The following is a 13,833-nucleotide window of genomic DNA, read 5'->3' as shown; positions in this document are numbered from 1 at the left end:
ACCAGGCGGCCATCTGCTTCAGCTATGAAGGAATCCTATTACCTGTTATTTCGCCGCCATCTCCACAATCTCGTTCGTGTAGGCCTCCTCCACCTTGGAAGCCGTCTTAATGACCCCGAATTTCAGCGCGATATCGGCGGTCTGCTGGAAAGCAGCAGCATCCGTATACCCCAACTTGGAAGCATCGAAGCCCTCCGGCTGGATCAGCTTGGCAACCTCTGTCATCATCGTCAGCTGATGCTCCCGGGTCGTGCTGCCCGCCTCGGCAAGCTTCATCACACTGTCCACAGCCGCTTCGGGATCAGCAATCGCATCCGCCCAGCCCTTCAGGGAAGCACGGACGAACTTGGCAGCCGTCTCTTTGTTGCCCTCCAGCCACTCCTTATTGGCGAACAGATTGTCTTCGAGCATCGCCACACCTTCGTCATTCATGTCGATAACACTGAGGTCCTCTGCCTTGATGCCCGACTCCAGCACCACCTGATATTCGTTATAGGTCATGGCCGAGGCCGCATCCAGCTCACCGCCGAGGAACTGGTCCATCGTGAAGCCCTGCTTGGTGAAGTTCAGATCCTTGCCTGAATCCAGCTTGTATTTATCAAACAGCGCCAGAAGCTCAAACTCATTGCCGCCCATCCAGTTGCCCACCTTCTTGCCCTTCAGCTCAGCGGGTGTAGTGATGCCCGCTTCCTTCTTGGATACCAGCACCAGCCCGCTCTTCTGGAAAATCTGGGCGATCTGCACCAGCGGCATCTCCTGCTCCTGGCTGGTCAGCAGACTCGCCACCCAGTCCACGCCGATATCGGCCGAACCGCCGGCCACCTGCTGCTCAGGCACGATATCCGGCCCGCCCGGCAGAATCTCGACCTTCAGGCCCTCTGCCGCATAATACCCTTTGTCCTGCGCCAGGAAGTACCCTGCGAACTGTGCCTGCGGCACCCATTTGAGCTGCAGCTTCACAGTGACCGGCTCAGCCGCCGGTTCTGTGGTCGCCGCAGCTTCCGGCGAAGCTGACGCCGCATTCCCCGCAGTCGCTTCTGCATCGGAGGGACCGGCGTTGTTGTTACCGCCACAGCCTGCAAGCAGCGAGATCAGCATTAGAACCGCCGCAAGCCATAACCCGCCACGAGTTTTGCCCTGTTTACCCTTCATCATAGCAACTCCCCCTACCACTCAAGTTTTTTGTAAGACAGCCTGACACAGCATGATTGCGCTCTTATTGCTATATGCATACAGCTTGTGCCTGGCAGCTTCTTTATCTCCTGCCAGCATACAAACCGGATGTAACAGTTCCAGGGTTGCAGATGTTGCGATTACAGGCATTGCGATTACGGGCGCAGCGGATACTGCGGGAATTCACGCTACGCTCGCCGGGAAGGGTGCCACTTGATAAATACCTTTTCCAGCCGCTCCACGGCCAGGTAAAAGATTACTCCGGCAACCGCAGCAAGCACGATGCAGGCCCAGCCCAGCGGCATCTTCGCCACCTTGATGGAATTCGAGAGCAGATACCCGAGCCCCCGCGAGGAGAAGAAGAACTCCCCGACAATTGCCCCGATCATGCTCGCTGTTGCGTTGATCTTCAAGGCGGTGAATACATAAGGCAGACTGTTCTGAATCCGCAGATGGCGGAATACCGCCCGCTTGCCTGCCGCATAGGAATGCATCAGGTCCAGCGCCAGCGGGTCTACATCCGCCATGCCCTTGTAGGCATTGATCGCCATAGCCGCCATCGTGGTCGCGGTCACAATCGCCGCCCGCGAGCCGATGCCGTCTCCGAACCACAGGTTCATGATCGGGGCAAGCGCCACAATAGGCACGGCATTGAGTGCAGCTACCATCGTGAGGCTGCCGCCGCCCCATCGGGGCCAGGCTGTGGCAGCCAAGGCAATCAGGAAGCCGCAGCCGGAGCCGATCAGCATACCAAGAACAGCTTCAGTGAGGGTATACCCGGTGTAAGAGAGCAGCAGACTGAGATTATCCCGCATCGCTTCAGCGATGGCGGAGGGCAAGGGGAGCTGATATTTCTTCAGATCGAAGATACGGTGAAAGATCTGGAGCTCCCACAGCAGCAGGAACAAAGCTCCGGCAAGCAGGGGCAGCACGAACCCGGGGTTCAGCCATCTCAGGAATTTCCACGGATCTCTGCTTTGATCCGTATCTGCCGTAATAACGTTGTTAGAGGACGAGAATTCGCGAACCGTATTGATGTCCATTAGCGGCTGCCTCCTTGAGGACGGAATTCCGGCTGCCAGGGGGCTACCAGACGTTCCACCAGACTCATCAGCCAATAGCTGGTCATACCCAGCAGAGCACCGACCAGCACCGTGGACCAGAACATATAGGTATGGGAGGGTCCATAATAGAGATTGCGGAGCATAATAACCCCGATCCCGCGCTGCGCACCCATCAGCTCGACCAGAATTGCGCCGGTTACAGCCAGCGGCGCGGCAATCTTCAGACCGCTGAACAGCCCCGGCAGTGCTGCCGGGAAACGCAGCTTCCAATATACAGCCCACGGCTTAGCGGCATAAGAGTGCATCAGCTCCAGGGCCGAAGGGTCCACACTCCGCAGACCGCGCAGCATATTCAGCGCCACCGGGAAGAAGGTGATATAGCCGGAGATGATGATCCTCGACATCTGCTCATCCCGCACAATCCCGTATATGATCGGCGCTAGCCCCAGAATCGGAATCATCTGCGAAGCAACGGCATACGGGAAGGCAAGCTGCTCTATCATCCGGGAGAGGCTCATCAGCACGGCCAGCAGCACTCCGGAGAGCGCGCCAATCAGAAAGCCCACCCCGGCATTGCCGAAGGTGGCTCCCCCTTCCCGGAGAAGGGTGCCGCTGTACTGCCACAGGGTGAGCGCCACCTCGTGGACATAAGGCAGCTTGGACTGGGCCAGCGGCGTCTTCGCCACATGCAGCAGCCACCAGGAGACCGCCTCCCACAGCACCAGCAGGCCGCAGATCCAGACAAGCAGCGGCAGTGTACGCCCCCGCATTAACGCACGGTTCAGCTTCATAGCTACACCCCTTCGAAGCTGTCGCGGATACGGGCAATCAGCTCGAAGAACTCCGGACTGTTCCTCATGTCCGCCGTACGCGGACGGGGCAGCGGAATATCAACGACTGCCGAGAGCCTGCCCGGATGCGGAGACAGAACGAATACCCGGTCCGACAGGAAGATCGATTCGGGAATACTATGGGTAACGAACACAATCGTGCTCTGCACCTTACTCCAGACGGAGAGCAGCTCTTCATTCAGCCGCTCGCGCGTGAATTCATCCAGCGCCGAGAACGGTTCATCCATGAGCAGAATTTCCGGCTCCATGGAGAGTGCCCGGGCAATGGCTACGCGCTGCTGCATCCCCCCGCTGAGCTGCCAGGGATACTTGTCAGCGAACCCCTGCAGGCCTACGAGATCTAGCAATTCCAGCGCTTTGTCCTCACGGATCGATTTCTTAACGCCCAGCAGCTCGAGCGGCAGCGTAATATTATGCTTGACCTTCCGCCAGTCATACAGCACCGGACTCTGGAACACAATGCCGTATTTCTGGGCCAGCCGGGCCTCCTTGGCGCTTTTGCCTGCCACCATGATATTCCCTGCCGTTGGTGTGATAAGATCTGCCATCAGCCTCAGCAGCGTAGTCTTTCCGCACCCGGAAGGGCCCAGAAGGGAGACGAACTCCCCCTTGGCAATATCAAGACTTACCTGATGCAGGGCCAGCACATCTGCCGTCTCCGTCTGGTAACGCATTTCGACATGCTCCAGCTGTATTTCAGGAATTGTTGCTGCTACTAGTGACATCTCCAGTCCCCCTCCATCCCTGAATCTATTTAATGTTAATTAAAATAACATAATAATCGCGTCATTATCGCGTTTTCCGTGCTTTTAATTTATTCATGTAGGATTAATTAACATGTTACACTTTGCCTGCTAATCCCACATTAGACAAAGCGTAAGATTGAGGCTGTGAAATTCCGTCACTTTGTCTAAGGGGCCGCTTACAGTGTAAATAATAGAACGGATTGCCGATAAAATAGTAAGTAACCATAAGTGGAAACGGCTGCGCCACCCCGCCATGTCATCTTCGCGGATGTGTGCTATCCTTTACATGCATGTCATTTTGTGTCCAGGAGACTATTCCCAATGTCCTATGCTCATCCCAACCCATGGAGGCATTCCCCATGGCATCTATGATTTCCAACTACATTATTATCGTTTCGATCTCCGGTGTGCTGAACGCCTTGCTCGCCCTGTTTGCTTTTTACAGGAAGACTGACTTCTCGGGTCTGCGCGCATTCATCGTCAGCTCCGCCGCCTCGGCGGTATACACATTTGCCTTCGCACTTGAACTCTCAGGGAACTCGATGGAACAGATTAAGTTCTGGATCAAGCTGGAGTATCTCGGAATGCCGTACATCGCGCCCTCCAGTCTGCTGATGATCATGCATTTCGTAGGCTTAGAGAAGCTGGTCTCCAAAAAATTGCTGGTCTTCCTCTACTCCGTCCCCGTGATCTCCACGGTGCTTGTCTGGACCAACGACTCCCATCACCTGTTCTATAAGTCTATCTACTTCCGGGGAGACGCACCTACACCGCTGGTGGATATCGTCATGGGGCCCTGGTATATCGTGCAGGGCAGTCTGACCTTCGGCTGTATGCTGGCGGGTATGTGCCTGATCCTCTGGCGCTGGGGGCGGATGCGGCGGGCTTATCTGCGGCAGATGCTGATTATTTTTGTTGGACAATTCCTGCCTGCGCTGGGGGCCTTCCTCTATCTGATGGACCTGACTCCGTATGGAACAGACCCTGTTCCCGTTGTGATGAGCGTAACCTCGTCCCTGTATATATGGGCCATTCTGTCCAGAGGGATGCTGACTGCCGCGCCGATTGCCCGCGAGAATCTGTTCGAGAGCATGCGCGACGGCGTACTGGTCATGGACCTCTCCGACAAGCTGGTGGACTATAACCGGGCCGCTGCCGAGATGCTTGAAGATCTGGATGCTGCCGCCATCGGCCGCCCGCTGGCCCAGCTCTTCCTGCCTGCCGGCAAAGAGGCGGTCGATTATGTAATGAATTCCAATCCGCAGATCAGTGAAGAGCAGGAGCTGGTGTGGCATTCCGGCGGAGAAGTCCGCTATTATCAGGTCCGTTCCTCCCCGGTGCAGAAGCATGACGGCCATCTCGCCGGGCGGATGATCATGCTGATCGATGTTACTGAACGGACCCTGCTCCAGGACAAGCTGCTACAGCTCGCCACCATCGACAGCCTGACCGGCATCTACAACCGGACCCACTTCATGGAGCTGAGCCGAGAGCGGCTGAAGGAAGCTGCCGGCTCCGCCGCCCCTTTCTCGGTCATCCTGCTGGATATCGATTTCTTCAAGAATATTAACGACCGCTACGGGCATCAGCACGGGGATATGGCCTTACAGCATGTAGTAAGCGTATGCCGCCAGCATGTCCGGGAGGGGGACGTCTTCGGACGGTACGGAGGTGAGGAATTCGTCTTAAGCCTGCCGGGAGCCCCCTTGAAGGAAGCGGCCCTGATCTCTGAGCGCATCCGCAGGGACATCGAGCAGAGCACCTTCTCCACCTTCACCGGAACCATTAAAATCACAGCTAGCTTCGGCGTAACTGAAGCCTTCCGCCGTTCGATCTCACTGGAGGAGCTGCTCTCAGAAGCAGACCACGCCCTCTATTCCTCCAAGCGGAACGGCCGCAATAGCGTTCATCTCTATGGCGTCTCCTCCATCACCCGCTTCAAGCCCATGTGATGGAGGCAAGCCCTCTTTTCCTGCCCCGCGCGGCACCTCCTGCTTTCTCTGCGCATATCAAGTAGAAACGTCTTTGCCGTCCTTTTAAAGGACGGTACCATAAAAATTCTTATATTTGAATAAAAGGCACCCGCCGGGTATATCTGCCTGCTCTTTTGGTGATACCAGCTTCCATAGCCCCTTTTTCTCTCCAGTTCTTTCCTGGTTCCGCACTGATTTCCGTCATTCCTGTTCTCCTGTTGTTTGCATAGGCGGGTTTTCAGTTTAATAAGAGTTAGCCGATCCGTTCGGTCTTAATTCCGGTAGTTGTGAGGGGGAGGGGACTATGATCAAGATTGGGCTGACCGGCTTCGGAGACCATGAGGAGCTGTACGGCAAAATCAAACCCGCCGACCGCCTGCCCGCCTACAGCGCCCATTTTCCCATTGTGGAGATTGACAGCTCCTTCTATGCGGTTCAGCCGGTCCGAAATTACGAGAAATGGGTGAATCAGACGCCGGAGGCGTTCCAATTCATTGTGAAGGCTTATCAGGGAATGACCGGACATCTGCGGGAAAAAAAGAATTACTACGATACGCCGGAGGAGATGTACCGGGCCTTCCATACCTCTATCGCTCCTGTCCGCTCAGCGGGGAAGCTGGCGATGGCCCTGTTTCAATTCCCGCCCTGGTTCGACTGCACCAAAGACAACGTGGATTTCCTGCGTGAGGCGAAGGAGCTGCTGCTGGATGTGCCCGCTGCCATCGAATTCCGTAATGATTCCTGGTACAGCCCTGAGATGCGTGAGCGGACCCTCCGTTTCCTGGAGCAGGAAGGCTGGATTCATACGATAGCCGACGAGCCGCAGGCAGGTTCCGGCTCCGTCCCGATTGTCCCTGTCGCCACCCGGCCGGACCTCACCTACGTGCGGCTGCATGGGCGCAACACCGCAGGCTGGAACCAGAGCAGTCACCCGGACTGGCGCAAGCTTCGCTATCTGTACTGCTACAGCACCGAGGAACTGACGCAGTGGCGGGACCGGCTGCTGGAGCTTGAACAGACCTGTAAGAATATTTACGTGGTATTTAATAATAATTCTGCCGGGGATGCCACTCCTAATGCTCTAGAGCTGCAATCGCTGCTCGGGATCGACGGCGGACTGGCCCCGCGCCAGCTGGACTTGTTCACCTGATGTACAGAGGTCTACATATATCTCTTCTACTCCTTGCTGAAGCGCCAGCATTACCAGAATCTCCAGATCAGGGTAACCGTCGGAGTTGTCTTACACATGTAAAGGAGGCCTACCTATATGAAGAGAAATCATACTATGATGCAATTTTTTGAATGGCATGTCGCGGCGGACGGAGAACACTGGAAACGCCTGGCCCAGATGGCCCCGGAGCTGAAGGCGGCGGGCATTGATTCGGTGTGGGTCCCCCCTGTGACTAAGGCCGTCTCGCCCGAAGATACCGGCTATGGGGTCTACGATCTCTACGACCTTGGTGAATTCGATCAAAAGGGCGATGTGCGCACAAAGTACGGAACCAAACAGGAGTTAATCGACGCGATTGCCGAGTGCCTGAAGAACGGCATTGCGGTCTACGTGGATCTGGTCATGAACCATAAAGCCGGAGCGGATGAGACGGAGGTCTTCGAGGTCATTGAGGTGGATCGAAACGACCGTACCAAGGATATCTCCGAGCCGTTCGAGATTGAAGGCTGGACCAAATTCGATTTCCCGGGGCGCGGGGATGAATACTCCAGCTTCAAGTGGAATCATACTCACTTCAACGGGACCGATTTCGATGCCAAGGAAGGCCGCAGCGGCGTCTTCCGGATTGACGGCACGAATAAAGGCTGGAATGAGAATGTGGATACCGAATTCGGCAACTACGACTATCTGATGTTCGCCAACATCGATTACCTCAATGCAGATGTGAAGCAGGAGATGCTGAACTGGGGCAAATGGCTGGTGGATACGCTGCAATGCAGCGGATACCGGCTGGATGCAATCAAGCATATCAACCACGAGTTCATCAAGGAATTCGCCATGGAGATGAAAAAGAAACGCGGCGAGGATTTCTACATCGTCGGTGAATTCTGGAACTCCAATCTGGAGGCCTGCCGCGAATTCCTGAACACTGTCGATTACCAGATCGATCTGTTCGATGTCTCTCTTCATTACAAGCTGTACTCCGCTGCACTGGCAGGCCGGGACTTCGACCTGACGCATATCTTCGATGATACGCTGGTCCAGACACATCCCGCGAATGCTGTCACCTTCGTCGACAATCATGATTCCCAGCCTCATGAAGCGCTGGAATCCTGGGTGGGCGACTGGTTCAAGCAAAGTGCCTATGCCCTGATTCTGCTGCGGCGCGACGGATATCCCGTGGTCTTCTACGGGGATTATTACGGCATCGGCGGCCCTGCCCCGATGGAAGGCAAGAAGGACGCCATCGATCCTCTGCTCTGCGCCCGCTACACCAAGGCGTACGGGGAGCAGGACGATTACTTCGACCATCCGAACACCATCGGCTGGGTCCGGCGCGGCGTTCAGGAGATCGAAGGCTCCGGCTGCGCTGTAGTCATCTCCAACGGAGACAACGGAGAGAAGCGGATGTTCGTGGGCGAAGCGCGCAGCGGGGAGGTATGGGAGGACTTCACCCATAACCGTGAGGAGTCCGTCACCATCGGTGAAGACGGCTGGGCCGTATTCCCGGTGAACGGCGGCAGCGTCTCCGTCTGGGCCTTACCCGAGCCGAAGCCGGCCGATGCCTGCGCGGAGGAGTAAGCTTGTAAAGATGAAGAATGCCGTCCCTGTGATTAGGGGACGGCATTCTTTTATAGCTGTGAAACGGCTTCACTCCCCGGGCAACAAACCTCCCATTTTATCCACATATTATACACAAAAGAAATATATTGCTCTTTATAAACGAAAACAAGCTACTTATTTGCTCATCTGGTACTCACCTGGCCCACTTTCAGCTCCAACAATGGGATTTATCCCCGATGTTATCCACATCTTATCCACAACATGCACAACATCTGATGAACTCTACAGAATTTCTATTATGAATAACGCAAAATAGGCGAATCCACGCCACGGGGGCTATGAATTCGCCTATTTATGCTGTGCAAGACATAGCTTGCAGTTAGCATTTGCTTCTGTTGGTTAGCGGCTTGTGGTTGTGTTATCCCCGTCAGCCCAGACGCCTGTGTCATTGTTCAGAATACGTTCGATCGGATATACCTTCCATACTGCGGTTACTACAGCCGAACACAGGACTGCTTTGAGCAGGTCGCCCGGAAGAAACGGCCACATGCCAGCCGTCAGTGCCTTGCCGAGTGAATCCATGCCTGTAGAATAGGCAAGCCATCCCACACCGCCCGGATAAACTAACAGTGCCCCGAAGATAAAGTTAACGGCCAGCAGCTTCGCGAAGGTGTATTTGTCCTGCTTGATGCGTTCGGCGAAAAAGCCAATCAGCCAGGCCACGAACGGCCAGGAGAAGATATATCCGGCGGTAGGGCCAACCAGGACCGCTAATCCTCCGCTTCCGCCCATCACCTGGAATCCGGCAGCAGCGAGTCCGATTACGATCAGTACAGCAAGTGCCCCGTAACGGGCCCCAAGGATAGAACCAGCCAGCATTACCGCGAGGGTCTGCATGGTGATGGGTACCGTGGAGAAGGGCAGCGAGATTTTTAAATAACTCAGAGCTATCATGACAGCGGCAAATAAAGCGCTGAATATCAGGCCGCGGGTTGTCCATTTCTTCATGGCCGGGAGGTTCCCCCTTTTTTTAAAATATAAGAATTTATATGTTTCACGCTACAAATTATCCTTCTATTTCCCGCAGAAACGGTACCGTCCTTTAGAAGGACGGCAAAGCCGTTTTCACTTGGGATCACTATAACATCCCCCTCCAGATACATCAATCCTGAAAACTTTGTTATAATGGGTAGCAATTGTTGACTAGAGCTGGACGGAAAGCAGGCATGAAGATGATCAGGGCGCATAATATAAGCTTGTCTGTGCGGGAGGGGCAGCATCGCCGTACGGTACTGCAAGGGATTAACATTCATATAGAGCCCCGGGAATGGGTAGCACTCACAGGGGCCAACGGCTGCGGCAAATCCTCGCTCATCCGCTCCTTCAACGGACTGAATACCCCCTCGGGCGGCAGTCTGTCCGTGGCCGGACTGGACCTGCGCCTGCCGGAGAACCGGACGGCTGTGAAGCAACATGTGCAGCTTGTATTTCAGAATCCCGAAGCACAGACGGTGGGCTCCACCCCCTTCGAGGATATCGCCTTCGGGCTGGAGAACCGGGGACTGGAACGAAAGCGGATGATTGCACGAATCCATGAGATTCTACAGCAGGTAGGGCTAAGCCATAAAGCAGAAGCAGAGGTATCCACGCTGTCCGGCGGAGAACGCCAGCGCCTGGCGGTAGGCTGCTGCCTGGCACTGGAAGCCGATATGATCATTTTCGATGAGGCCACCTCGATGCTGGACCCTGAGGGAAGATCAGATATTCTGGAGCTGGCCCAGGGGCTATGGCAGGCGGGGACTACCATCCTCTGGGTCACCCAGCGGATGGAGGAGCTAGCCGCAAGCCCGCGCATCGCGGTGCTGGGCGAGGGACAATTGCTCTATGACGGCAGCCCGCGCAGCCTGTTCTATACCTCGGAGCTGCCGGAGACACTCGGCTGGCTTCCTTCTCCGGCTGTCCGGGTCGGGAAGCTGCTGCTGAAGCAGGGCTGGCCGCTTCATCTGCTGCCGCTGACCGGGCAGGATCTGGAGGAGCTGCTATGAGAATTCATACAGAGCAGCTCTCCTTTTGCTATGAAGGCAGCAGGCCAGCGGTTCATGAGATCTCTCTTGATATCCCTACAGGTACGCTGACCGTCCTCTGCGGAGTGAACGGGAGCGGTAAATCTACGCTGCTCCGTCTGCTCGCGGGTCTTGCACAGCCTTCCTCCGGGCAGATACTCTACGATCACGGGAAGAAGACGGACTCCAAGACCGCCGAAGCAGTATCCATGGTGTTCCAGCAGCCGGAGACGCAGCTGTTCGCGGTTACGGTACATAAAGATATCGAATACGGCCTAATGGAGCGCGGGGTGTCCAAGGAGAAGCGTCCAGAGATCATCGCCAGCGCCCTGGCGAAGACCGGGCTGGCTTACGATGAATTCGCCGGGCGCTCACCCTTTCTGCTTAGTGGAGGTGAGAAGCGGCGCGTATGTATTGCGGGAGCCCTGGCCGTAGAACCCGGACTCCTGATTCTGGATGAGCCGACCGCAGGGCTGGACCCGCAGGCAGCGCAAGCACTGCTCGAAATGGTGCAGCAGCTGCGCAGCAGCGGCCTGACCCTGATCATCGGCACCCATGATCTGGACAGCTTCCTGCCGGTTGCAGACAAGGTCATCGTGATGAAGCAGGGCGCTATTCATTATGACGGTCCTGCTCCGGCATTGACTGCCGACCCCGGCCTGCTGGCAGACGCCGGACTCACGCCCCCCGTCTATGCTTCCATGGGACGCAGAGCAGTGCAGCATGGCCTGCTGGGAGCAGTCCCGGACAGTCTGGAGGAGCTGCTGGCAGGGCTGGAAAAGCACCCGCTGCCTATCCCGCAAGCAGACAGCAGGCACGCAGACTCTGGCGACTCTGCACGCAGTGGCGCTTCAACATCCGGCAGCCCAAGTCGCGAACAGGACCCTCCACGCAGATCTGGCTGGCAAGGCCTTGATCCCCGGGCCAAATGGCTGGGGATGATTCTCGGCTCGCTGGTCCTGTTAGGGATGAACACTCTGCTTCCGCTGCTGCTTACCACCGGGCTGCTGACCGGGCTCGCGGCATCGGCTCGCATCTCCTGGCGCCGGGCCTTCCGCTTCTTCCGCCCGTTCCTGCTGATGTTCCTGTTCCTCTGGCTGCTGTCCGGCCTTAGCTGGAGCTCTCCCGACCTCGTACTCGGGCCGCTCAGCTTCAGCTATGCAGGACTGGAGCGCGGGGGAATTAGCGTGCTGCGCTTCCTGCTGCTGATTGCCCTGGGCTTCCTGTTCACCGAGACGACCACCGGAGCCCCCTTGCGCGAGGGTCTGGAATGGGGCATCGCTCCACTGCGGACCCTGGGCATCCGCACCCGTAACTGGTCGCTTGCCGTATCCGTGACCCTGCAGTTCGTGCCGTGGATTCTCAGCAAGCTGGCCCAGCTGCAGCTGGCGCTGGGCTCACGCGGAAGACGCGCCCGCGGAATGGCCCGCTGGTCCCCGAGGCAGATCGCCCTAATCATCGTGCCTCTGCTGATTCTTGTCCTGGGTATGGGCGATGAGCTGGCGACAGCCGTAGAATCAAGGGGGTATGATCCCGCCAAGCAGCGGACCCCTGTCTATCAGCTCCGCTGGAGCAGGCGTGATACACTGGCAGCGATAGGTATCCTGGCTGTTGCAGCTACACTGTGGTGGGTAGCCCGGATTAGCTGAGCGGATACGGAGCGAGTCCGCGAACAAAATCACCTTAGCGGATGGATCATGCAAGAACTTATACGTGCTTCGCAGCTAATATAGTTAAACCCGCCTTAGCTATCCACCTACTTATGGGGCATCCAGCTAAATCAGGGGCGCTAGCGCCCCTGATTTTTGCTCCATCGGCCTTTATTCGGCCTACGCTCCCTCGCGTCAGCCCATTGCTGATTGTATGCTGTTTTTGGCATACATTTGGCCCACATTCCATCTCACCGCCCATTGTATGCTGTTTTTGGCATACATTCGGCCCGTGCTACCTCTCGCCGTCCAATGTATTCGGTTTTTCTCATACAATCTTGGTACACCATTTACTCCTTTAGCATGCGTCCGAGTACTCCCCCCAACAGCGCACACTCCTAATCACAAGCAAGCCGCCCCCCCAGCTATCGGAGAGGGCGGCAACTTTTTTGCAGCTACAGCAGCTTTAATTACTTCAAGGTACTCGCAAGGACCGAGATATCACCGGAGGAATAATCCAGGAAATACGCTGTTTTCGACTTCACATTAGCGTACAGGAATTTGGTGGTGCCATTCTTCGGCCATTCCTGATTCTTCAGCAGCACCGCGCCCCCCTGAGAGAATAGAGACCATGAGTGCCCCTGCAGATCCCCCACAAAAACCTGACCGTTAACCGCTCCCGTAACCCAACCGGAAATGTCGCCTTCCTCTTTGAAGATTTGTTGTACTGAAGCCGTTTCTTTGCCGGTAGCTTTGCTGATTAACCGGAAGACCTTCTGAGCCTCATCGGCTGAAGGACGGCTGACATTCCCCGGTACGGGCTGATAAGTGTAGGAAGTGTAGGCCGCATAGAAGTTCCCGCTGGATTGAATGGAGAAGTCCGTATTGAAGTCCTTGATTACCGTCTCATTTCTTGAATACAGATTAACCAGCTTCACCAGATAGTCCGTGCTCATAATGCCCTGTGCCTGATACTTAACCGCCAAATACGGGTATCCCTGAAAATCCCAATCCATTACAGATATATTCTCATAGCCCTTATCAACGAACTTGGCATTGTAAGTTACATTCGGCTTCGCCCAGGGATACTGATAGAGGCTGAAGGTATTCCCCGCTTGGACCATGATCCGTTCATTGGTTTTACCGCTTGGAGCTACCCATTTCACTTTATCCCCTGCCGTTTTAAGCGGGATATCCGTTTTGCTGAGGAGACGTCCACTAGAGGAGAATACGGATTTCGAAATTTTAGTGCCCTTGCCTTGTTTAAGCAGCACAATTTTCGGGGGACTGCTCATCACCTGTAAGTCCAGGATACGGCTGGAGTCCTCAGATATCGTAATCGCAGTGTTTGTATGTAAGTCAACGATATCGGCTCTATTATTCACATGATCCACAAGTGCCACTGCATTTCCGCTAACCCATACCACATCGGTCTGCTCATTAACCGGCTGCTCTTTGGGGCCGGCATTCGCCGGACCGGCGGAAATCAGCAGGCCCATAGTCAACGCAGAAATAACTAATACCTTCTTGAACATAGAATAATCCTCCTGTTACGCGATTTTCGAATCCCTGTTTATGAC

At 55.7% G+C, this 13,833-nt stretch carries 11 protein-coding genes; 5 read left to right on the top strand and 6 right to left on the bottom strand.

What is annotated here, in order from left to right; genetic code table 11:
* Positions 1-45 precede the first annotated feature (45 nt).
* The 4 genes from C162_RS05420 to C162_RS05405 form a co-directional block, all read right to left on the bottom strand.
* Positions 46-1,155, bottom strand: a complete 1,110-nt coding sequence (locus C162_RS05420) for an ABC transporter substrate-binding protein (RefSeq protein WP_051493254.1) — start codon at positions 1,153-1,155, stop codon at positions 46-48.
* A 206-nt stretch (positions 1,156-1,361) separates the two neighbouring features.
* Positions 1,362-2,216, bottom strand: a complete 855-nt coding sequence (locus C162_RS05415; protein WP_051493253.1) for an ABC transporter permease — start codon at positions 2,214-2,216, stop codon at positions 1,362-1,364.
* Positions 2,216-3,028: an ABC transporter permease gene (locus C162_RS05410; protein ID WP_051493252.1), complete on the bottom strand. Its 813-nt coding sequence runs from the start codon at positions 3,026-3,028 to the stop codon at positions 2,216-2,218. Before C162_RS05410 ends, C162_RS05415 begins: the two co-directional genes overlap by 1 nt.
* Before the next feature lie 2 nt (positions 3,029-3,030).
* Positions 3,031-3,813 (bottom strand): ABC transporter ATP-binding protein, encoded by a 783-nt coding sequence (locus tag C162_RS05405; protein ID WP_036692092.1) that lies wholly within the window; start codon positions 3,811-3,813, stop codon positions 3,031-3,033.
* A gap of 380 nt (positions 3,814-4,193) precedes the next feature.
* Between C162_RS05405 and C162_RS05400 the strand changes: the two genes are divergently transcribed.
* The 3 genes from C162_RS05400 (at position 4,194) to C162_RS05390 (ending at position 8,559) form a co-directional block, all read left to right on the top strand.
* Positions 4,194-5,786 (top strand): histidine kinase N-terminal 7TM domain-containing diguanylate cyclase, encoded by a 1,593-nt coding sequence (locus C162_RS05400; RefSeq protein WP_036692090.1) that lies wholly within the window; start codon positions 4,194-4,196, stop codon positions 5,784-5,786.
* A 325-nt stretch (positions 5,787-6,111) separates the two neighbouring features.
* Positions 6,112-6,957: a DUF72 domain-containing protein gene (locus C162_RS05395; RefSeq protein WP_036692086.1), complete on the top strand. Its 846-nt coding sequence runs from the start codon at positions 6,112-6,114 to the stop codon at positions 6,955-6,957.
* Between the two features lie 117 nt (positions 6,958-7,074).
* Entirely contained in the window at positions 7,075-8,559 is a 1,485-nt protein-coding gene (locus C162_RS05390) for an alpha-amylase (protein WP_036692084.1), read from the top strand.
* Positions 8,560-8,940: 381 nt separating this feature from the next.
* Here the strand turns inward: C162_RS05390 and C162_RS05385 are convergent, their stop codons facing one another.
* Complete coding sequence (locus C162_RS05385; protein WP_036692081.1) at positions 8,941-9,549, bottom strand: biotin transporter BioY; 609 nt, start codon at positions 9,547-9,549, stop codon at positions 8,941-8,943.
* A 224-nt stretch (positions 9,550-9,773) separates the two neighbouring features.
* Here C162_RS05385 and C162_RS05380 point away from each other — a divergent pair, with 224 nt between their 5' ends.
* Positions 9,774-10,586, top strand: a complete 813-nt coding sequence (locus tag C162_RS05380; protein WP_084648832.1) for an ATP-binding cassette domain-containing protein — start codon at positions 9,774-9,776, stop codon at positions 10,584-10,586.
* The gene (locus C162_RS34120) at positions 10,583-12,253 is read left to right on the top strand and encodes an ATP-binding cassette domain-containing protein (RefSeq protein ID WP_051493251.1); all 1,671 of its coding nucleotides are present in this window, start codon (positions 10,583-10,585) and stop codon (positions 12,251-12,253) included. The genes C162_RS05380 and C162_RS34120 overlap by 4 nt, the downstream gene beginning before the upstream one ends.
* Before the next feature lie 470 nt (positions 12,254-12,723).
* Here C162_RS34120 and C162_RS05370 read toward each other — a convergent pair whose 3' ends face one another.
* Positions 12,724-13,788, bottom strand: a complete 1,065-nt coding sequence (locus C162_RS05370; protein ID WP_036692075.1) for a hypothetical protein — start codon at positions 13,786-13,788, stop codon at positions 12,724-12,726.
* Between the last annotated feature and the right edge of the window lie 45 nt (positions 13,789-13,833).

Origin of the sequence: Paenibacillus sp. FSL R7-269, from assembly GCF_000517865.1 — a bacterium.
In the GTDB taxonomy this organism is placed as follows: Bacteria; Bacillota; Bacilli; order Paenibacillales; family Paenibacillaceae; genus Paenibacillus_AQ.
The sequence above is the reverse complement of the archived record's forward strand: the minus strand, read 5'-3'. Positions and strand labels throughout refer to the sequence as shown.